Raw genomic sequence first — 20,471 nt, forward strand, 5'->3', positions numbered from 1 at the left:
TTGTCTGGTGCCCTTACCCCGACCCTCGCCCACAGGGAGAGAGGGAAGGTGAGGGAAAAATACGGTTCAGTGGCGAATCAACGTGCCTTTCTCGCCCGCCAGAATGTCTGCCCCGTCGGCCAGCGCGCCGATCCCGGCGATGCCGTTGCAGGCCTCGACAAACTCGCGGCAGGCGGCCACTTTTGGCCCCATCGAACCGGCGTCAAACTGCATGCCCCTGAGCAGTTCCGGCGTGACCTGTGCCAGTGGACGCTGGGTTGGTTTGCCCCAGTCGAGGTACACCGCGTCGGCATCGGTCAGGATCAGCAGGGCATCGGCTTCAATCTGGCGCGCCAGCAGGGCGGCAGAGAGGTCTTTGTCGATCACTGCTTCAATGCCGTGATACCCATTGGCGTTTTCCACCACCGGCACGCCGCCGCCGCCGTTGCAGATCACCAGGTGATCGCGCTGTATCAGTGCCGTGATGGCGTCGCTCTCAACGATGCGTTTCGGCTGTGGAGAGGGAACCACCCGGCGGAAATAGCTGCCGTCGGCCTTGAACACCCAGCCTTTCTCCGCCTGCAGCGTTTTTGCCTGGGCTTCGCTGTAGACTGGGCCGATGTATTTGGTCGGGTTAGTAAATGCCGGATCGGCGGCGTCCACTTCCACCTGGGTGAGCAGGACGCTCACCTCACGCTGGGGCAGGTTGTTTTTCAGCGCCTGCTGGAGCATGTAGCCGATCATTCCCTGACTTTCAGCGCCGAGGATGTCCAGCGGGTAGGGCGTGACTTTGTCGTACGCGCTGTTTTGCAGCGCCAGCAGCCCAACCTGCGGCCCGTTGCCGTGAACCAGTACCACGCGCCACTGTTCCGTCAGCCCGGCGATGGTGCGGGCCGCTAGCTCGATGTTCTGGCGCTGGATCTCCGCTTCCAGCGGCTCGCCGCGTTTCAGCAATGCGTTACCGCCAAGCGCCACAACCAGAGTGGGTTTTCGTTCCATGATGGCTCCTTTAAATTCCGTCGCGTTCCAGTGGGCAGCTCATGCAGCGCGCGCCGCCGCGGCCGCGTCCCAGTTCGTCACCCGGGATAGGCAGCACGGTGATACCCGCTTTGTCATATTTCTCGTTGGTCCAGACATTACGCTCGTAGCCAATCACCACGCCCGGGCGGATGGTCAGCACGTTATTCGCGTCATTCCACTGTTCGCGTTCGGCTTCAAAGGCGTCGCCGCCGGTGGTGATCAGGCGTACCTGATTAATGCCGAGTGCTTTTTCAATGGCGTGCAGCAGATCCGTTTCCTGGGTGCGCAGCAGGCCACCGCGGCCGTCCGGGGTGAGCGTCCAGCACTGAGCGTCTTTGCGCACCACTTCCGGGTAGACGGAGAAGGTGTCCACGTCGATGTGGGTCATGACGGTATCGAGGTGCATGCAGGAGCGGTGTTTTGGCAGTTCCACAGCGATGACGCGCTCGGCCTGGCGGTGTTTGAACAGGCTATTGGCGAGGAACTCAACGCCCTGCGGCGTGGTGCGTTCAGACATGCCGATTAACACTGCGCCGCGGCCAATGACTAATACGTCACCGCCCTCTAACGTGGCGTGGTCGTAATTAATGTTTTCATCGCCGAAATACTTAATAAAATCGCCATCGGCAAACGCAGGGTGCCAGCGATATATGGCCCGGAGATTATTGGTTTCACGCTGGCGGGCCGCTTTGGCCATCGGGTTAATTGACACGCCGTTATAAATCCAGCACGAGGTATCGCGGGTAAATAAATGGTTAGGCAGTGGCTTCATAATAAAATCATTTGCCGTGTGGGTATCCACCACCATATTTTTAAAGGCCGCCGGAATTTCACCGTAGGTTAATCCGCCGCTTAATCTGCGTGCCAGTTCGCGGTGTGGCATATCTGCCAGCCAGCCGCGCACGTCGCCGGCAAAGGTTGGCCCGAGGCGATAGTCAGAGATTTGCGTCTCCAGCAGCCAGGTTTTGGCCTCCGCAATATCAAGCGTTTGCGTGAGAAGGTCGGTCAACAGCAGGACTTCCACACCCTGTTCACGCAGGGTGTTAGCGAAGATGTCATGCTCTTCACCCGCCCGCTCAACCGAGAGCACATCATCGAATAGCAGCTCCTGGCAGTTCGATGGCGTTAAACGTTTCAGACTTAAATTTGGGCGGTGCAGCATAACGCTACGCAATTGACCAATTTCAGAACCGACGTAATGCTTTTCCATAATTATTCCTTTAACTGTTTTTCAGAATAAAAAGGGCATGCGCCATGTGATGTCTTTATTTACATGGCGGCTAAGCTCAATTGATTTCGAGATTTATAGTAGGCGCTTAAATAATGAATATTGTGACGTCGCTCACGTGAGAATAGCTATTAAGGAGTTTGTTTTCATTTGCATGATTCGTATCAGATAATGATTAATTTGATTATATTTGCGGGTGAATAGCTAAGCAGGATCCGTTGGCATTATTTGGAGTTGTTATTATTTTGTAGAATTTAATGTTTTGACATATTTAGTTATGGTATTGATTTTAATGATAATTAAACGGCGCGCAGAATGACTATGCACTATTATCCATTAACTATTTTTGACTTAAGAAAAATCAATAAATAATTATGGGATTTAATAGCAAATTACCAAAATGATAAAGTGTGAAGTCACAGAGAGTTTTGCTATGAAGCGTATACGATCAGTAAGTTAGCATCACGGCCTGAAAGCGGAGGGCTGAGGTTATGCATAAAGACTGCATAAATGCCTGTGAGCGATTAACAGTGGAGTAACACATTTCCCGATAAACATGCGCTCGCGCAAAACTCATCGAAAAAGCGGTGGTAGGACAGTCTGAATTCTCGTATAAAAGATTAAAATGAAACGCTGTTTTATATTGAGGGTTTATTTATGATCGCTGGCAACATCCATCATCTGCAGTCCTGGCTACCTGAAGAACTGCGTCAGGCTATCGAGTACGTCAAGGCGCACGTTACCGATGCTACCCCCTGCGGCAAACACGACATCGACGGCAACAGCCTGTTTTATCTGGTGTCTGAAGATATGACCCAGCCGTTTGCCGAGCGCCGCGCTGAGTATCACGCCCGCTATCTGGATATTCAGATAATCATGAAAGGCCAGGAGGGGATGACCTTCAGTACCCTGCCGCACGGCACGCCGGACACCGACTGGTTGGCGGATAAAGACATCGCGTTTTTGCCCGAGGGCGGGCAGGAGAAAACGGTGGTGTTAAGTGAAGGTGATTTTGTGGTGTTCTATCCAGGCGAAGTGCACAAGCCGCTTTGCGCGGTGGGCGCGCCTGCAAAGGTGCGTAAAGTGGTGGTGAAAATGCTGGTGGGGTAAGCCCTGTTAGCGTAAGCGAAGGGTGAAACATTCCCTCTTCCGGTGGGAGAGGGTGAAAGCATCAGGCCGCAGCCCGTCATTATGTGATCCAGCTTATATTTTCCGCACTCCCTCATCGCCTCCCATTTACCTGCGCTTTTTCTGCGTCATAGTATGATCGTTAAATTAATGAACGCTGTTCTATAATGTAGAACAAAATAATTCAGCAAGGAGATCTCATGCCGCAGACCGCGTTGTTCACGGGAATCATTCCCCCTGTCTCCACCCTCTTTACCGCCGATGGACAGCTTGATAAACACGGCACCGCCGCGTTGATCGACGACCTGATCGCCGCAGGCGTCGATGGCCTGTTCTTTTTGGGCAGCGGCGGCGAGTTCTCCCAGCTAAACGCCGAAGAGCGTAAAACCATTGCCCGGTTTGCTATCGATCATGTCGATCGCCGGGTGCCGGTGCTGATTGGCACCGGTGGCACCAACGCCCGGGAAACCCTTGAACTGAGCCAGCATGCGCAGCAGGCCGGCGCCGACGGGATCGTGGTGATCAACCCGTACTACTGGAAAGTGTCCGAAGCGAATCTGATCCGCTATTTCGAACAGGTGGCAGACAGCGTCACGCTGCCGGTAATGCTGTATAACTTCCCGGCGCTGACCGGGCAGGATCTGACTCCGGCGCTGGTCAAAACCCTGGCCGACTCGCGGAGCAATATTGTCGGCATCAAAGACACGATCGATTCCGTCGCCCATCTGCGCAGCATGATCCACACCGTCAAATCTGCCCATCCGCACTTCACGGTGCTCTGCGGCTATGACGATCATCTGTTTAATACCCTGCTGCTGGGGGGAGATGGCGCGATCTCGGCCAGCGGTAACTTTGCTCCGCAGGTGTCGGTGAATCTGCTGAAGGCCTGGCGTGACCAGGAGGTGGCGAAGGCGGCCGAATACCACCAGATCCTGCTGCAAATACCGCAGATGTATCAGCTCGATACGCCGTTTGTGAACGTCATTAAAGAGGCGATTGTGCTGTGCGGCCGCCCGATCTCCACATACGTGCTGCCGCCCGCGTCGCCACTGGATGAACCGCGTAAGGCGCAGCTGAAAACCCTGTTGCAACAGCTCAAGCTCTGCTGAGCCGGAAGACGACGATGACCATTGAGAAAATTTTTACCCCCCAGGACGATGCGTTTTATGCCGTCATCACCCATGCGGCAGGGCCGCAGGGGGCGCTGCCGCTGACGCCGCAAATGCTGATGGAATCCCCCAGCGGTAATCTGTTTGGTATGACGCAAAACGCCGGTATGGGCTGGGACGCCAACAAGCTGACCGGCAAAGAGGTGCTGATTATCGGTACGCAGGGCGGCATTCGCGCCGGGGACGGGCGACCTGTTGCACTGGGCTACCACACCGGGCACTGGGAGATTGGCATGCAGATGCAGGCGGCGGCGAAGGAGATCACCCGTAATGGTGGGATCCCGTTTGCGGCCTTCGTCAGCGATCCGTGCGACGGACGTTCTCAGGGCACCCACGGCATGTTCGACTCCCTGCCGTACCGTAATGACGCGGCGATCGTGTTTCGTCGTCTGATCCGCTCCCTGCCGACGCGGCGCGCGGTGATCGGCGTGGCAACCTGCGATAAAGGGCTGCCCGCGACCATGATTGCGCTGGCCTCCATGCATGATCTGCCGACCATTCTGGTGCCGGGTGGGGCGACGCTGCCGCCGACCGTGGGGGAAGATGCCGGAAAAGTGCAGACCATTGGTGCGCGTTTCGCTAACCATGAGCTGTCGCTGCAGGAAGCCGCCGAGCTGGGGTGCCGCGCCTGCGCATCACCCGGCGGCGGCTGTCAGTTTCTCGGCACCGCGGGAACGTCACAGGTGGTGGCCGAAGCGCTGGGTCTGGCGTTGCCGCACTCCGCGCTCGCCCCGTCCGGGCAGGCCGTGTGGCTGGAGATTGCCCGTCAGTCTGCGCGGGCGGTGAGCGAGCTGGATAACCGGGGGATCACGACCCGCGATATCCTGACCGACAAAGCCATTGAAAACGCCATGGTGCTTCACGCGGCGTTTGGCGGCTCCACCAACCTGCTGCTGCACATCCCGGCGATTGCCCATGCGGCGGGCTGCACCATTCCGGATGTGGCGCACTGGACACGCATCAACCGTAAGGTTCCGCGTCTGGTGAGCGTGCTGCCAAACGGCCCGGACTACCACCCGACGGTGCGTGCTTTCCTGGCGGGCGGCGTGCCGGAGGTTATGCTCCATCTGCGCAAGCTGGGGCTGCTGCATGAAGATGCCATGACCGTTACCGGCCAGACGGTCGGGGAGAACCTCGACTGGTGGGAAAACTCAGCGCGTCGGGCGCGTTTTCGTCAGTGCCTGCGCGAGCAGGATGGCGTCGATCCGGATGACGTGATCCTGCCGCCTGAGCGCGCCCATGCGAAAGGCCTGACCTCGACGGTCTGCTTCCCGACCGGCAATATCGCGCCCGAAGGGTCGGTGATCAAAGCCACGGCCATCGACCCGTCTGTTGTGGATGACGATGGCGTTTACCGCCATACCGGCCGGGTGCGGGTGTTTGTCTCTGAAGCGCAGGCCATCAAGGCCATTAAGCAGGAGGCTATCCAGCAGGGCGATATTATGGTGGTGATTGGCGGAGGCCCGTCCGGCACCGGCATGGAAGAGACCTACCAGCTGACCTCCGCACTGAAACATATCTCGTGGGGCAAGACGGTCTCGCTGATCACCGATGCGCGCTTCTCGGGGGTATCAACCGGGGCGTGCTTCGGCCATGTGTCGCCGGAAGCGCTGGCAGGTGGCCCCATCGGCAAGCTGCGCGACAACGATATCATTGAGATCAGCGTCGACCGCCTGTCCTTAACGGGCAGCGTTAACTTTATCGGCACGGCGGAACAGCCGCTGACGCCGGAAGAGGGGGCGCGCGTGCTGGCGTCGCGTCCGGTGCATCCTGACCTGCACGCCCACGCATTTTTGCCGGACGATACCCGCCTGTGGGCGGCTCTGCAGTCGGTGAGCGGCGGCACCTGGAAAGGGTGTATTTATGACACCGATAAAATCATCGAGGTAATTAACGCCGGTAAAAAAGCGCTCGGTCTTTAATTATATTTCTGGCTCTTGTCGTCTACGGAAAATATTCCGTGGACGGCTTTTGCATGTCTGTTTTTTATTATTGCGTAAATAATCTAATTGCATGAAAAGCAAGGTCTTTAAATGATATCAGGATGTCGAGTGGCGTCACAAAAGCAAAATATCATAATTCAGAAATAAGATATGACCATTGTCGGTTAATTGAACACCTAATTACACTCTATTAACACGATGTTGTGAATTCAGCACACGAAATAAGGGTGTATTCCTGATGATGCACCGGGCATTTATTTGCCTGAATCAGGACCCTGGCGTTTGCACTGTTCCACGTACTGCCGTTGGGGGTAATGATGCAATTAACCATGAAAGATAAAATTGGCTACGGGCTGGGTGACACCGCCTGCGGCTTTGTCTGGCAGGCCACCATGTTCCTGCTGGCCTATTTCTATACCGACGTGTTTGGCCTGTCGGCGGGCATTATGGGGACGCTGTTTTTAGTTTCCCGCGTGCTGGATGCCGTCACCGATCCGCTGATGGGGCTGCTGGTTGACCGCACCCGCACGCGTCACGGCCAGTTCCGCCCGTTCCTGCTGTGGGGCGCGATCCCGTTTGGGATTGTCTGCGTGCTGACCTTCTACACGCCGGACTTCTCCGCGCAGGGTAAAATCATCTACGCCTGCATAACCTACATTCTGCTGACCCTGGTTTACACCTTCGTTAACGTCCCTTACTGCGCCATGCCGGGCGTCATCACCGCTGACCCGAAAGAGCGCCACGCGCTGCAGTCCTGGCGCTTTTTCCTCGCGGCGGCGGGATCGCTGGCCATCAGTGGTATTGCGCTGCCGCTGGTGAGCATCATTGGTCAAGGCGATGAGCAGGTCGGCTATTTCGGCGCCATGTGCGTGCTGGGGTTGAGTGGCGTGGTGCTGCTCTACGTCTGCTTCTTCACCACCAAAGAGCGCTACACCTTTGAGGTGCAGCCGGGGTCGTCGGTGTCGAAAGACCTCAAGCTTCTGTTCGGCAATACCCAGTGGCGCATTATGTGTGCGTTCAAAATGATGGCGACCTGCTCCAACGTGGTCCGCGGCGGGGCGACGCTCTACTTCGTGAAGTACGTCATGGATCACCCGGAGATGGCGACGCAGTTTCTGCTTTACGGCAGCCTCGCCACCATGTTTGGTTCGCTTTGCTCATCCCGCCTGCTGGGGCGCTTTGACCGGGTGACCGCCTTCAAGTGGATTATCGTGGCCTACTCCCTGATCAGCCTGCTGATTTTCTTCATCCCGGCCGAACATATCGCCCTGATTTTCGCCCTTAACATTCTGTTCCTGTTCGTCTTTAACACCACCACGCCTCTGCAGTGGCTGATGGCCTCTGACGTGGTGGATTACGAGGAGAGCCGCAGCGGTCGCCGCCTCGACGGGCTGGTGTTCTCCACCTACCTGTTCAGCCTGAAGATCGGTCTGGCGATTGGCGGCGCGGTGGTGGGCTGGATCCTGGCGTATGTGAACTACTCCGCCAGCAGCAGCGTGCAGCCGGTCGAAGTGCTGACCACCATTAAAATTCTGTTCTGCGTGGTGCCGGTGGTGCTCTACGTGGGCATGTTCATCATGCTGTCGTTTTACAAACTCACCGACGCCCGCGTGGCGGCCATCAGCCAGCAGCTGATTAAGCACCGTGCAACGCAGGGTGACGCCGTGCCCGACGCTGCGACAGCCGCATCCCATTAACAGGAGGCAACATGACAACGATAACAAACCCGATCCTCACCGGCTTTAACCCGGACCCGTCCCTGTGCCGTCAGGGGGAGGATTACTACATCGCCACCTCGACGTTTGAATGGTTTCCGGGCGTGCGCATCTACCACTCCCGCGACATGAAGAACTGGTCGCTGGTCAGCACGCCGCTGGACAGGGTGTCGATGCTGGACATGAAGGGCAACCCGGACTCCGGCGGCATCTGGGCACCGTGCCTGAGCTACGCCGATGGCCAATTCTGGCTACTGTACACCGACGTGAAAATTGTCGATTCGCCGTGGAAAAATGGCCGTAACTTCCTCGTCACTGCGCCCTCCATCGAGGGGCCGTGGAGCGAACCGATCCCGATGGGCAACGGAGGGTTTGACCCGTCGCTGTTCCACGACGACGATGGCCGCAAATACTACCTCTACCGGCCGTGGGGGCCGCGCCATCACAGTAACCCGCATAACACCATCGTGATGCAGGAGTTTGACCCGCAGACCGGTACCCTTTCGCCCGAGCGCAAAACCCTGTTTACCGGCACGCCGCTCTGCTACACCGAAGGGGCGCACCTTTATCGTAAAGAGGGCTGGTACTACCTGATGGTCGCCGAAGGTGGCACCAGCTATGAACACGCGGTAGTGGTGCTGCGCTCAAAAACGCTCGACGGGCCGTACGAGCTGCATCCGGACGTGACGATGATGACCAGCTGGCATCTGCCGGAGAACCCGCTGCAGAAGAGCGGCCACGGCTCGCTGCTGCAGACCCACACCGGGGAGTGGTATATGGCCTACCTCACCAGCCGACCGCTGCGCCTGCCGGGCATACCGCTGCTGGCCTCGGGCGGGCGCGGCTACTGCCCGCTGGGACGCGAGACCGGCATTGCGCGCATCGAATGGCGCGACGGCTGGCCGTACGTTGACGGCGGTAAACACGCGCAGCTGACCGTCCCCGGCCCGCAGATAGCGGAGCAGCCCGCCGCCTCCCGGGACAGCTGGCGGGAGAATTTCGACGGCAGCACGCTTGACCCGGAGCTGCAGACCCTGCGCATTCCGTTCGACGACACCCTCGGCTCGCTGAGCGTGCGCCCGGGGTATTTGCGGCTATACGGCAACGACTCGCTCAACTCGACCTTTACCCAGTCGACCGTGGCACGCCGCTGGCAACACTTCGCCTTCCGGGCAGAGACGCGCATGCAGTTCTCGCCGGTTCACTTCCAGCAGAGCGCCGGGCTGACCTGCTACTACAACAGTAAAAACTGGAGCTACTGCTTTGTGGACTACGAAGAGGAGCAGGGCAGAACGATCAAAGTGATCCAGCTTGACCACAACGTGCCGTCGTGGCCGCTGCATGAACAGCCGATTCCGGTACCGGACAGCGCAGAGAGCATCTGGTTACGGGTTGACGTCGACACCCTGGTTTACCGCTACAGCTACTCGTTTGACGGTGACACGTGGTACACCGTGCCGGTGACGTATGAAGCGTGGAAACTGTCGGATGACTACATCGGCGGGCGCGGCTTCTTTACCGGCGCGTTTGTCGGCCTGCACTGCGAAGACATCAGCGGTGACGGCTGCCACGCAGACTTTGACTACTTCACCTACGAACCGGCCGCGAAATAGCGGCTCAGGCCGGGTAACCCAGCGCGCGTGAGAGCTGGAGCCCGGCCTGCTGAAGCTGCTCGCGGAAGCTGGCCAGTTCGGCGTCATCCACCCGCGACGTCAGCGTCGACAGACTCAGGGCGGCAATCACGCGGGATTCATGGTTCCACACCGGTACCGCCACGCAGCGCACGCCCTGCTCGTTCTCTTCGCGGTCGAAGGCGTAACCCTGCTCGCGGGTCTTTGCGAGGGCCTCCAGCAACGCGTCGCGGGAGGCAAGGGTGGAAGGGGTATAGGTGATGTACTGATAGCCCTCAAGCAGGGTGTTCAGCTCGGCCTCGCCAAGCCAGGCAATCAACACCTTGCCGATGGCGGTGGCGTGAACCGGCAGCCGACGACCAATGCGCGAATAGGCGATAGCCGCCAGCTTGCCTTCAATCTTCTCGATATAAACGCCTTCACGACCGTCCAGGATCCCCAGATGGGTGGTCTGCCCGGTACGCTGCGACAGCTCCGTCAGCCAGCCTTTCGCCTTCTGGCGAATATCGATTGAGCCCACCACAAAATGACCGCGCTCCACCAGCTTCATGCCGAGGCGATATTTACCGTTTTCCGGGTTCTGATCGATATAGCCGTGAAGCTGCAGGGTTTTCAGCAGCGAGTGGAGGGTACTTTTGCTCAGCCCCATCAGTTTGCTGATGTCGGTGATCTTAAGCTCGGTGGCCTGCTCGTTAAACAGGTCGAGGATCTGCAACGCACGTTCAACAGACTGAATAATCGGCATAATGCTGGTATGTCCACGCAGGAATTAAGGCGAAAACGTACCTTTTTCAGGCGGAAAAATCAATGAAGCGGCGCCGGTTTACGCCCTCTCCCGGTGGAAGAGGGCCGGGGTGAGGGCACCAGACCGCAGAGGATCACTCCCCAAGCGTCGCCACCATCACCGCCTTAATGGTATGCATCCGGTTTTCCGCCTGGTCAAACACAATGCTCGCCGCCGATTCAAACACCTCGTCCGTCACTTCCATTCCGCCGTGCAGATCGAACTCTTTCGCCATCTGCTTACCCAGCGTGGTCTGGTCGTCATGGAACGCCGGCAGACAGTGCAGGAACTTCACGTCCGGGTTACCGGTCAGCGCCATCATCTGCGCGTTCACCTGATACCCGCGCAGCAGGGCAATCCGCTCGGCCCACTTCTCTTTGGCCTCGCCCATCGACACCCACACATCGGTATAGATGAAGTCCGCCCCTTTCACGCCGGCCGCGACCTCTTCCGTCAGGGTGATCTTCCCGCCATTCTTCTCCGCCAGCGCGCTGCACTCCGCCACCAGGCGCTCTTCCGGCCAGCAGGCTTTCGGTGCCACCAGACGCAGATCCAGCCCGGTTAACGCTGCCGCTTCCAGCATCGAGTTACCCATGTTGTTACGCGCATCGCCCGCATAAACCAGCGTCATCTCGTTAAACGCTTTGCCAGGCAGGTGCTCCTGCATGGTCAGCAGGTCCGCCAGCAATTGCGTCGGGTGGAACTCGTTGGTCAGCCCGTTCCACACCGGCACGCCCGCATACTGCGCCAGCGTTTCGACCACGTCCTGGCCGTGACCGCGATACTGAATGCCATCGTACATCCGCCCGAGTACTCGCGCGGTGTCCTTAATTGATTCTTTATGCCCAATCTGGCTGCCGCTCGGCCCTAAATACGTGACGCGCGCGCCCTGGTCAAATGCGGCAACTTCGAAAGAGCATCGTGTACGGGTTGAGTCTTTTTCGAAGATGAGCGCGATGTTTTTGCCAGTAAGCTTTTGTACTTCCTTACCCTTTTTTTTATCGGCTTTAAGCTGAGCGGCAAGGGTCAGCAGGGAATTGAGCTGTGCAGGGGTAAAATCGAGCAATTTCAGAAAGTGTTTCTTGTACAGATCAGACATTTTATCCTCACATGGCAAACGCCACTTATTGAATTAAAATTCACTTTATATGTCTAATTATTCATTTGCAACCCCGTTTCACAAATCTTTCCAACAAAGGTGGAGGCAAACCCGTCCGTGTGTGAAAATAGAAGTATCTGCCGCACTTTAAAGAGGAATGAGCCATGGCAAACCCGGAACACCTGGAAGAGCAACGCGAAGAGACGCGCCTGATTATCGAAGAACTGCTGGAAGACGGTAGCGATCCGGACGCGCTGTACACCATCGAGCACCATTTCTCTGCTGACGATTTCGACGCGCTGGAAAAACTGGCGGTAGAAGCTTTCAAACTGGGTTACGAAGTGACCGAGCCGGAAGAGCTGGAAGTGGAAGAGGGCGACACCGTCATCTGCTGCGATATTCTGAGCGAAGGCGCGCTGAAAGCAGAGCTGATCGACGCTCAGGTCGAACAGCTGATGAACCTGGCCGAGAAGTTTGAAGTGGAATACGACGGCTGGGGAACCTACTTCGAAGATCCGAACGGTGAAGACGGCGAAGAAGGCGACGACGAAGATTTCATCGACGAAGACGACGACGGCGTGCGTCACTAAGCGTTTCAGGCGGTGGCGCGTGCCACCGCTTTTTCAAGGCAGAACCATGGATTACCCGCAGATACTCGCCCCCGTTCTTAACTTCCTCCAGTGCCCGACCCCGCCAGCATGGATTGATCACGCCCGCGACCCAGCGAACCTGCCGCTGCTGCTCACCGACCACATGGTGTGCGAGCTCAAGGCCGCCCAGACCGCGCTGCTGCTGGTGCGCAAATACGTCGCCGACGAAAGCGGTGCCGACGCGCTGCTCGACTGGCTCAAACCCTACGAAGCGTTCACCTTCCGCGAAGGCCCGGAACCGGATTTTGTGGCCCTGCACAAGCAGATTGGCAAAAGCGTCATGCCCAAAACCGACGACCCGTGGGGCCAGGCGCTTATCGACAGCATGGTGCTGCTGATCAAAGAAGAGTTGCACCACTTCTGGCAGGTGCGCGAGGCGATGCTGGCGCGCGACATTCCGTACGTCAAAATCACCGCCAGCCGCTACGCCAAAGGGATGCTGAAAGCGGTGCGCACGCACGAACCGCTGACGCTTATCGACAAGCTCATCTGCGGTGCCTACATCGAAGCCCGCTCCTGCGAGCGTTTCGCCGCGCTGGCCCCGTTCCTCGACGACGACCTGCAGAAATTCTATCTCTCGCTGCTGCGCTCGGAAGCGCGCCACTATCAGGACTACCTGACGCTTGCCCAACAGGTGAGCGACGACGATATCTCACCGCGCATACAGCTTTTTGGCGAAATTGAAGCCACACTTATCTTGACACCGGACAATGAGTTTCGCTTTCACAGCGGCGTGCCGGTGTAAACCGGCATAGCGAAAAGAAAAGGATGCGAGATGAATAAAACGTGGATCCGTATAGTCGTGGTGACTCTCCTGGCCGCCGTCGTGGCGTTCTGGGTCTACTTCGATAAACAACGCCAGCACACCCCCGAACAGCAGCTTGATACCACCCTCAACGCAATGCCCGCCTGGCAGGTGATTAAAGAGCAAGAGCCTGTGCTTCATCAGCGCATTCTTGACCAGATGGCGGCCCTGCAAAAAGCCGGCGAGCCGGAGCAGAAGATTATCGACACCATCCAGCCGCAGATCCTGCATCTGCAGATGTCGCGCCTGCAAAACGCGCCGGACGCTAACGTGGTGAACTATATGACGATCAACATGGAGCAGACCGCCGCCATCCAGAAGGTGAGCGACGACGCCTGTTTCCGCTTCCTCTACCCGGCGGTAAAAGGGGGCGTCAACCCGATGCGCATGCTGGATAAAGACCTGATGACGCGGCGCATGCAGGCCGACGCCGACATGATGCGCGCGGCCTACGGCAAAAATCGCCACACCGTGACCCCGGAAGAACGCGAAGCCGCGGTGACGGATGTCCGCCCGATTATGAAAACGCTGGCCGACAAGTACGGCGAGGACATCCAGCTGCTGCAGATGCCGGAGAAGGCGGTGGGCAAAGAGAAGCTCTCCTGCGACATGGTGCAGGAGATGTGGGCGAAGGTGCTGGCGCTGCCAGAGCAGAAGGCGGCAGGCGTGATTCGGCTGGCGGTTTCCGAGGTAGAATGACAGGGCGCTGGTTTTTTGGGCACTTAGCGTAGGTTTAGCGCGTCGCCGCTTGCATGGCGGCGCGCGACAGGTATAATCCACAACGTTTCCGCATCCCCTTCAGTGCCGAAGTGGCGAAATCGGTAGACGCAGTTGATTCAAAATCAACCGTAGAAATACGTGCCGGTTCGAGTCCGGCCTTCGGCACCATCGGAACATCAATAGACGTCAACGGACGTCTTTTTTTGTGCCTGAAATCCGCGCCACTCAAGGCTTTCCGCGATTTTCCTTTCAACAGAAGTCAATCTGAGTCAACCCACATCAAGTCGCTTGTGAGTATAGAACCGAGTATATATGCTGGTTCGATAATGGTTGTATACTCACAGCGGCACATGGAAGGATAACTTTTATGGCTCTGACAGATATCAAAGTGCGTTCTGCGAAACCGCAGGAAAAGGAGTACACCCTAGTCGATGGGGATGGCATGTTTTTGTTGGTTCACCCCAACGGCTCTAGATACTGGCGGTTCCGCTTTCGCTTTGGTGGTAAGCAGCACCTGATGGCGTTTGGGGTTTATCCTGAAACATCCTTGGCTGATGCTCGTCAAAAGAGGGAAGAGGCCAGAAGGCTTGTTGCTGCTGGAATCGATCCTCGCGAGCACAAACGAGCTGTGAAAGAAGAACAGGCGAAAGAAGCTATTACTTTTGAGTCAGTTGCCAGAGAGTGGCACGCAGCAAATAAAAAATGGTCAGAAGAGCATAGCCGACGGGTGCTGAAGAGCCTGGAAGATAATTTGTTCCCAACAATTGGGAAGCGCAGTATTGATAGTTTTAGTACGCGCGATCTCCTTGTGCCTATCAAAGTAGTTGAGGCTACAGGGCGTCTTGAAGTGGCTTCGCGTCTTCAGCAGCGTACCAATGCGATTATGCGTTATGCAGTGCAAAGCGGTTTGATCGATTACAATCCTGCTCAGGAGATGGCTGGGGCAGTTGCTTCCAGTAATCGTGTCCATCGACCAGCACTTGAACTGAAACGCTTACCTGAACTACTCCACCGAATTGATAGCTACACCGGACGGCCTTTAACCCGTCTGGCTGTTGAGCTAACGTTATTAATTTTTATTCGTTCCAGTGAGTTGCGCTTTGCCCGTTGGTCAGAGATCGATTTTGAAAGGGCAATGTGGACAATCCCGGCAGAACGAGAAGCTATAGAAGGTGTTAAGCATTCGCAACGTGGTTCTAAAATGCGTACACCTCACTTAGTACCGCTGTCTCGCCAGGCATTAGAAATTCTGAAACAGGTTCACAAGTTTAGTGGCGAGCGTGATTTTGTTTTCGTTGGCGATCATAACCCTCGTAAACCGATGAGTGAAAACACGGTGAATAAGGCGCTGCGTGTTATGGGGTATGACACTAAGGTGGAGGTTTGTGGGCATGGCTTCAGGACTATGGCATGTAGCTCGCTGATTGAGTCAGGGCTGTGGTCAAGGGATGCTGTAGAGCGACAAATGAGCCATATGGAACGTAACTTAGTACGTGCGGCTTACATTCATAAAGCAGAGCATCTGGATGAACGCAAGTTGATGCTACAGTGGTGGGCGGATTTTCTGGATGCAAATCGCGAGAAAGGGATTAGCCCGTTTGATTTTGCTAAATTAAATGCGAGCTGATTAAAAAGAGTTTCTATAAGGCATGCGTTGGGCATGCCTTATTGTGTTTGCTAATTTATTATTTACAGACTCATAAATCAGCTCGGGCAATGCTGTAAATCGCTTGAGCAATCTGTGAAGGCTAAGAAACTTTCATCTTTGTTTTATAATAAAATTAACGTAATGGCTACGGCTCCCTTAGGCTGATTAGGAGGTGGATTACGCATGAAAAAACTAAATTATATTTTCCGAAAGACATTGACGACTTTATTTATACTATTGTCTATGCGGCAAAAAACAATTATCTGCATAACCCTTACGCAACTCATGCGTGGTGAGATTACTGTAAGTATTCCGTATAACCGGACTATTCACTTTTATCGAGTTCATGTGCAGAATCTCTGAAAAAGATCCCTCAGCATAAGTATGATAGGGCCTCATGCTGAGGGACGTCCATCACTTCACATCACCAACAACATCTGTGTCACTTAAAAAATCATTTTTTTGTGCAAAAATAAACTGTTTTAAAAACTGTTCAATGCGTATATTAAGCTTAAATAGAGGTATGGTTATGCCATCTTGTTTTTCAAAATAGATTTTTGCTTTTGCCTTGTCTACCGATTCTTTTAATGCATCGAAGCGACCAAAATCGTTTAGATTTTTCTCATTAACACTATCAACCATTAATGCTATGAGTAGTTCTTTATCTACACCAAGAGCGCTAATAACTGCGTTTATTTGCGCATTTTCAGCGTTATTTTTGTAGATGTTGATGTAGTCTCTGAAAGTATGGTCTTCAACGAGCTGAGCATCGCCGCGCTGCAAGTCGTGCAAGAAGAGTTTGGCGTATTTCTGCTCAATTTGGGTGAGTGTTGCAAACGACTTGTGCAGTTCATTTAATGTGGATTCAATGCTTGCAGGGTCCTGGGGTTTGTTCAGCTCTTTTAAATATTTATCGAATCGGCTATTCATATAGTCGGCATCGATTTTGCCGGTATCTATTTCAGTTAAATAACCACTGATATCAAAAGGCACATCGCCACCACCTGCACCATCGTGCTCACCTTTGGCTGTTAATTCTTTATAGCGCAGGACCAGACTCAGGTAAGTTTGTTCGTCTATAGCCAGCGTTACTTCATGTTCTGCATTATTTTCAGTAAAGGAATAGATCGACTGTTCCCAATGGAAGCCTTGTACTTTAGCCGCTTCCAGGTGCTGGTTAAAGGTATTAAACAACTTGGCAAATTGGGCACAGGCTTCTATATCGTCTGGCAGTTTTTCAAAATTCTCCACACCAGCGGTAACAAACAGCTCGGTAATGTCAGCTACTAATTCATTTATGGCTTTAAGATTGCTTTCTAACTTGTCAACAAACAAGCCGATAGGCTTATCGCCGGAATAGAGTTTTACCGCAGCATTAATGTGCTGCTCCATTGTATGTGGGTAGCGGTAATAACGGATGATGCCGTGGGGTTTGTCGGGACCAAACAAGCGATTGGTGCGTGAGAACGCTTGAATTATATTTTGATATTTTATTACCTTGTCTAAATACAAAGTATTAAGCCATTTAGAATCAAAACCAGTGAGCATTTGATCCACGACAATCAATAAATCTAATTGCTTTGAAGGCTCGGTATGTATGCGTTCGTAAGGTTTTTTATGAGCAAGGCGTGCCGCTAAATCTTTTTTAAAAGCGGCGTGGCGGGCAAAATCAAAATCGTGGCCATAACGCTTATTGTAGTCACTCATAATTTCATCCAGCCCATCGCCTTTAAACGTTGGGCCTCGGTCATCGCTACCGTCGTTATCAATATTTGGATCAAACAAGGCTGAGATTTTTAGCTCAGGTTTGGCCGCTTTTAAACGCCGGTAATAGTCAATCGCTTCAGCGATGCTATTTGTGGCTAAAATTGCGTGAAATTTATTGCCTTGGCTGAGTACATCCCATTTATCTAAAATGTCACTGACGACTTTTTCCTGGTGGGTAGCCGTTAAATATTGGCTTTTAGGTACATAGTCTTCAATGCCTTTATGGTATTTGCCTGTGGCATCTTTATAGCCAGCCATCGGTACGTCATTTAAAAAGTGATTAAACTTTTTCTTTTTAGCGGGATCCGCCATCGCATCAGAAACCGAATTAGCCTTAGCTTGTTCTAATGCAACTTCTTTCCTAAGATCACTATCTCTAAAAGTAGGTACTTTGTAAGGATCAAAGCCCAAAACGTTACCATCACGTATACCATCGGCTATGCTATAGCGATGCAACTCGTTACCAAATACATCAGCAGTAGTATTGCTATTGATTTTATTTTCATCATGAATTGGCGTGCCGGTAAAACCAAAAAAAAGTGCCTTAGGGAATGTTTTTTTAATGCTTACCAGCATGCCTAGTTTATTTTCTTTGCCTCCACTCATCGTTGAGCGATGTGCTTCATCAATAATAAATACCAGGCGCTTAGCACGGATTTTTTCTATATCAGCTGAATTTTTTGCTGTTCCCTCATCATCAGCTTCTTCAAAAATATTACTCATTTTTTGAATGGAGCTAACAATTAACGTATCGGAAGTTGCACTGCTTTTTAATTTGGTAATGAGTACATGAGTATTCTCTGTAGCTTGAACGGTTTCACCATCGCTAGCAAAATTGCGATATTCCGTCAGAGATTGGGTACCCAGCTCAATCCTGTCCATTAAAAAAATCACTTTATCGGCATCTTTCGATTGTGCAATTAACTGCGCCGATTTAAAGCTAGTCATGGTTTTACCCGAACCCGTGGTATGCCACACATAACCACCGAGGCGATCGGGATTATTGGCCGCGCTACCCAGTTGTTGCCAGTTGGTTTTGGCCACTTTGTCAGATATCGCATTGGCGGCGTAATACTGATAACTGCGCATGACCTTAAGCACGCCGTCGGTATCGTCGGCGACGGTATAAAAGCCAATCAATTGGTGCGCCATAGGGATGGAAAGTAAGGTAGAGGCAATGTCTTTCCAGTGGTTCATGGGCTCGTTATTAAAATCGGCCCAGTTAAACTGATAGTCTGGGTTAAACTTGCCGTCTAGCCCTGGGTTGGCAAAGTATTTGGCCTCGTTGGGCTCCATGGCTACAAACACCTGGATGAGCGAAAACAGGCCGCTAAATACGCCTTCTTTGCTGTATTTTTCAATTTGGTTTACGGCCTGGCTAACTGGAATGCCGCTGCGCTTTAGCTCTACATGGATTACCGGCATCCCGTTAATCAGTAATAGCACATCACCACGTCGGTCGTTACGCAAAGGGCTGCTGCGTTCAAATTTGGGTTGCTGCACAATTTGGTAACGGCTTTGGCCTGCAGCGATTTCCTGGCGGTCGTATATTTTTAAGCTGACTTCTTTGCCCATATGCAAGGTATCGGCAGGGTTATCGCGTTTAATCGCCACGGTTTTTCCGTTAATTAAACCGTTGAGCTTGAGCGGGGTTTTAAGCTCTTTGATTTGCTCAATAATTTGCTGCATTTCAGTCGCGGTAAGCGGAAAATCGTTTAAGCGATCCCGCTGGCGGTTGTTTTCAAACAAAATGTTTGCCCAGTTTTGCAGTAAATCGGCTTCGGTTTTGTTTTTGAGTATCTCCGGCTCCCAACCTTTGTTGGTGAGTACCTCAATAAAGGCCTGCTCAAATTGCGTTTCGGTTTTAAAGGTGGTCATAGTGGAGCTCCCTGTTAGACAAACATTTTACTTAAGCAGGCCTGCTTGATGTTATTGAGTTTGGTGATTTGTTGTTGGTGTCGGTTGATCAAATTGTCGAGTTTTTGGAAGTAGTTGCCTATTGCGGCTTGTTCTTCCACACTCTTTGGAAATCCAACATTTGTGTTCTGTATTGCAGTCTTTGATATTGATAATACTTTTGTACCTTGCATCAATGACAAAAGCTGATCATGAAATGAAGATGAATTTAAGTAGTATCCAAGATATTTAGAAGCAAAAGGCAACGTAGGCCTAACCGCAATCGTGTGCAATCCAGAAAGAATCAATTGCTCATTTATATTAAATAGTTCGGTGCATTTTCCAACCATGTTATCTTCAGCAGCATCTGCAATGATGATATCACCATCGCGCAAGGCAGCATGTTTTAGCTTATTGGCTACGTCATTATTTGTAATAAAAGGCAAAAGCTCATTAGTTGCATCCAGAACTTCACCGAATTTAATTAATACATCGCCATAGTGAATATTTTTGGCCAATCCAGTTTTGTAGTTTAAGTCTGCTCTAGAAAGAGTATTGTTCGGTACGTTGACAAAGCAAGATCCAAATGGCTTCTTCTCCCACTCCCCGCAAAACCCTTTAAAGCGGATTTCTGGTATGGTTTCGCCTGATTTGGGGAACACTTTTTCAAGCATGGCTTTTTTAATGCTGCTGAGTTTGTCATGCTTTTGTTGGTGTTGGTTGAGCAGCGCGTCTAGCTTTTGGAAGTAACTGCCGATTTGGGTTTGTTCTGGTTTATCTGGCTGTGCTAATTCGACTACAGCAATATCACTCTGACCTATCGTGGTCATAGTTGTAGTTTTACCACCGAGAATAAACTGTTTGCGTGCAGAAGATGTTTTAAATAAATAAGCCAAAAAAACAGGATCAGTAGTAGCCTTGCAGGGCTGCATTCTAATCAAATGACCATCAAATGTGATGTCATTTCGAACACTCAGGTTTACATTTGAATATGCAATCCCCTCTCTGACTAAAGAAGATCTTGTGAAGAAAATATCGCCATATTCAACTTTGTTATTCTTGAATTCTTTTTCGTCAATATCTACAAGAGAAAGGTTGTTAATATTAATTGAATCTCCTGTGTACATATCTTTAACATTAATTAGGCGATACCCTTTTCCTACTTTTTGAGGATCATTGAATACACCATTGCTGAACCCTTTGTCAGCTAGGTCTTGCAGTTTTTTATACACCCACTCCCCATTAAACCCGTTAAACCGAATTTCTGGCACCTTACTATCCATATTCAT

Annotated in this window: 16 protein-coding genes and 1 tRNA gene; 10 read left to right on the top strand and 7 right to left on the bottom strand. The window is 52.9% G+C overall.

What is annotated here, in order from left to right:
* Positions 1 to 66: 66 nt before the first annotated feature.
* Both arcC and arcA read right to left on the bottom strand, forming a co-directional pair.
* Positions 67 to 978 (bottom strand): carbamate kinase, encoded by a 912-nt coding sequence (arcC, locus tag ACMGG3_RS20770; protein ID WP_014168407.1) that lies wholly within the window; start codon positions 976 to 978, stop codon positions 67 to 69.
* A 10-nt stretch (positions 979 to 988) separates the two neighbouring features.
* Positions 989 to 2,209 (bottom strand): arginine deiminase, encoded by a 1,221-nt coding sequence (gene arcA, locus ACMGG3_RS20775; protein WP_020885388.1) that lies wholly within the window; start codon positions 2,207 to 2,209, stop codon positions 989 to 991.
* Between the two features lie 675 nt (positions 2,210 to 2,884).
* Between arcA and ACMGG3_RS20780 the strand changes: the two genes are divergently transcribed.
* From ACMGG3_RS20780 to ACMGG3_RS20800, 5 genes are all read left to right on the top strand, one after another.
* Positions 2,885 to 3,337, top strand: a complete 453-nt coding sequence (locus ACMGG3_RS20780) for a YhcH/YjgK/YiaL family protein (RefSeq protein WP_014168409.1) — start codon at positions 2,885 to 2,887, stop codon at positions 3,335 to 3,337.
* 218 nt (positions 3,338 to 3,555) lie between these two features.
* The gene (gene yagE / locus ACMGG3_RS20785) at positions 3,556 to 4,464 is read left to right on the top strand and encodes a 2-keto-3-deoxygluconate aldolase (RefSeq protein ID WP_059306323.1); all 909 of its coding nucleotides are present in this window, start codon (positions 3,556 to 3,558) and stop codon (positions 4,462 to 4,464) included.
* Between the two features lie 14 nt (positions 4,465 to 4,478).
* Positions 4,479 to 6,446, top strand: coding sequence for a xylonate dehydratase YagF (gene yagF, locus ACMGG3_RS20790; protein ID WP_025205737.1), 1,968 nt, complete (start codon positions 4,479 to 4,481; stop codon positions 6,444 to 6,446).
* A gap of 335 nt (positions 6,447 to 6,781) precedes the next feature.
* Positions 6,782 to 8,164, top strand: coding sequence for an MFS transporter (locus ACMGG3_RS20795; RefSeq protein WP_251884412.1), 1,383 nt, complete (start codon positions 6,782 to 6,784; stop codon positions 8,162 to 8,164).
* A gap of 11 nt (positions 8,165 to 8,175) precedes the next feature.
* The gene (locus ACMGG3_RS20800; protein WP_414149420.1) at positions 8,176 to 9,795 is read left to right on the top strand and encodes a glycoside hydrolase family 43 protein; all 1,620 of its coding nucleotides are present in this window, start codon (positions 8,176 to 8,178) and stop codon (positions 9,793 to 9,795) included.
* Positions 9,796 to 9,799: 4 nt separating this feature from the next.
* On the opposite strand, the gene xynR is transcribed toward ACMGG3_RS20800, so the two are convergent.
* The 3 genes from xynR to argL all read right to left on the bottom strand — a co-directional run bounded on the left by xynR (position 9,800) and on the right by argL (position 11,740).
* On the bottom strand, positions 9,800 to 10,558 hold the full coding sequence (gene xynR / locus ACMGG3_RS20805) for a DNA-binding transcriptional repressor XynR (RefSeq protein WP_150343809.1): 759 nt from the start codon (positions 10,556 to 10,558) through the stop codon (positions 9,800 to 9,802).
* 133 nt (positions 10,559 to 10,691) lie between these two features.
* The gene (argF, locus tag ACMGG3_RS20810) at positions 10,692 to 11,696 is read right to left on the bottom strand and encodes an ornithine carbamoyltransferase (protein WP_032679528.1); all 1,005 of its coding nucleotides are present in this window, start codon (positions 11,694 to 11,696) and stop codon (positions 10,692 to 10,694) included.
* Positions 11,666 to 11,740: a putative translational regulatory protein ArgL gene (argL, locus tag ACMGG3_RS20815; RefSeq protein ID WP_223399268.1), complete on the bottom strand. Its 75-nt coding sequence runs from the start codon at positions 11,738 to 11,740 to the stop codon at positions 11,666 to 11,668. Before argL ends, argF begins: the two co-directional genes overlap by 31 nt.
* Positions 11,741 to 11,860: 120 nt before the next feature.
* On the opposite strand from argL, the gene rraB reads away from it, so the two are divergent.
* The 5 genes from rraB (at position 11,861) to ACMGG3_RS20840 (ending at position 15,498) form a co-directional block, all read left to right on the top strand.
* Positions 11,861 to 12,286: a ribonuclease E inhibitor RraB gene (gene rraB, locus ACMGG3_RS20820; protein ID WP_014168417.1), complete on the top strand. Its 426-nt coding sequence runs from the start codon at positions 11,861 to 11,863 to the stop codon at positions 12,284 to 12,286.
* Between the two features lie 46 nt (positions 12,287 to 12,332).
* Positions 12,333 to 13,091: a tRNA isopentenyl-2-thiomethyl-A-37 hydroxylase MiaE gene (gene miaE, locus ACMGG3_RS20825; RefSeq protein WP_063214247.1), complete on the top strand. Its 759-nt coding sequence runs from the start codon at positions 12,333 to 12,335 to the stop codon at positions 13,089 to 13,091.
* Positions 13,092 to 13,121: 30 nt separating this feature from the next.
* Positions 13,122 to 13,850, top strand: a complete 729-nt coding sequence (locus tag ACMGG3_RS20830; RefSeq protein WP_020885380.1) for a hypothetical protein — start codon at positions 13,122 to 13,124, stop codon at positions 13,848 to 13,850.
* A gap of 104 nt (positions 13,851 to 13,954) precedes the next feature.
* Positions 13,955 to 14,039, top strand: a tRNA-Leu gene (locus tag ACMGG3_RS20835).
* A 199-nt stretch (positions 14,040 to 14,238) separates the two neighbouring features.
* Complete coding sequence (locus tag ACMGG3_RS20840) at positions 14,239 to 15,498, top strand: tyrosine-type recombinase/integrase (protein WP_313048865.1); 1,260 nt, start codon at positions 14,239 to 14,241, stop codon at positions 15,496 to 15,498.
* Positions 15,499 to 15,933: 435 nt separating this feature from the next.
* Here the strand turns inward: ACMGG3_RS20840 and ACMGG3_RS20845 are convergent, their stop codons facing one another.
* The gene (locus tag ACMGG3_RS20845) at positions 15,934 to 19,164 is read right to left on the bottom strand and encodes a type I restriction endonuclease subunit R (RefSeq protein WP_414149421.1); all 3,231 of its coding nucleotides are present in this window, start codon (positions 19,162 to 19,164) and stop codon (positions 15,934 to 15,936) included.
* Between the two features lie 14 nt (positions 19,165 to 19,178).
* Positions 19,179 to 20,471: a restriction endonuclease subunit S gene (locus tag ACMGG3_RS20850; RefSeq protein ID WP_414149422.1), complete on the bottom strand. Its 1,293-nt coding sequence runs from the start codon at positions 20,469 to 20,471 to the stop codon at positions 19,179 to 19,181.

The organism is Enterobacter sp. BNK-18 (assembly GCF_047456135.1).
Taxonomy (GTDB): Bacteria; Pseudomonadota; Gammaproteobacteria; order Enterobacterales; family Enterobacteriaceae; genus Enterobacter; species Enterobacter ludwigii.

Excerpts from the sequence above, each read along its gene's own strand:
- miaE (WP_063214247.1), top strand. The coding sequence starts at position 12,333 with ATGGATTACCCGCAGATACTCGCCCCCGTTCTTAACTTCCTCCAGTGC.
- yagE (WP_059306323.1), top strand. The coding sequence starts at position 3,556 with ATGCCGCAGACCGCGTTGTTCACGGGAATCATTCCCCCTGTCTCCACC.
- rraB (WP_014168417.1), top strand. The coding sequence starts at position 11,861 with ATGGCAAACCCGGAACACCTGGAAGAGCAACGCGAAGAGACGCGCCTG.
- ACMGG3_RS20845 (WP_414149421.1), bottom strand. The coding sequence starts at position 19,164 with ATGACCACCTTTAAAACCGAAACGCAATTTGAGCAGGCCTTTATTGAG.
- ACMGG3_RS20830 (WP_020885380.1), top strand. The coding sequence starts at position 13,122 with ATGAATAAAACGTGGATCCGTATAGTCGTGGTGACTCTCCTGGCCGCC.
- ACMGG3_RS20800 (WP_414149420.1), top strand. The coding sequence starts at position 8,176 with ATGACAACGATAACAAACCCGATCCTCACCGGCTTTAACCCGGACCCG.
- ACMGG3_RS20795 (WP_251884412.1), top strand. The coding sequence starts at position 6,782 with ATGATGCAATTAACCATGAAAGATAAAATTGGCTACGGGCTGGGTGAC.
- ACMGG3_RS20840 (WP_313048865.1), top strand. The coding sequence starts at position 14,239 with ATGGCTCTGACAGATATCAAAGTGCGTTCTGCGAAACCGCAGGAAAAG.
- arcA (WP_020885388.1), bottom strand. The coding sequence starts at position 2,209 with ATGGAAAAGCATTACGTCGGTTCTGAAATTGGTCAATTGCGTAGCGTT.
- arcC (WP_014168407.1), bottom strand. The coding sequence starts at position 978 with ATGGAACGAAAACCCACTCTGGTTGTGGCGCTTGGCGGTAACGCATTG.
- xynR (WP_150343809.1), bottom strand. The coding sequence starts at position 10,558 with ATGCCGATTATTCAGTCTGTTGAACGTGCGTTGCAGATCCTCGACCTG.
- ACMGG3_RS20780 (WP_014168409.1), top strand. The coding sequence starts at position 2,885 with ATGATCGCTGGCAACATCCATCATCTGCAGTCCTGGCTACCTGAAGAA.
- yagF (WP_025205737.1), top strand. The coding sequence starts at position 4,479 with ATGACCATTGAGAAAATTTTTACCCCCCAGGACGATGCGTTTTATGCC.
- argF (WP_032679528.1), bottom strand. The coding sequence starts at position 11,696 with ATGTCTGATCTGTACAAGAAACACTTTCTGAAATTGCTCGATTTTACC.
- ACMGG3_RS20850 (WP_414149422.1), bottom strand. The coding sequence starts at position 20,471 with ATGAATATGGATAGTAAGGTGCCAGAAATTCGGTTTAACGGGTTTAAT.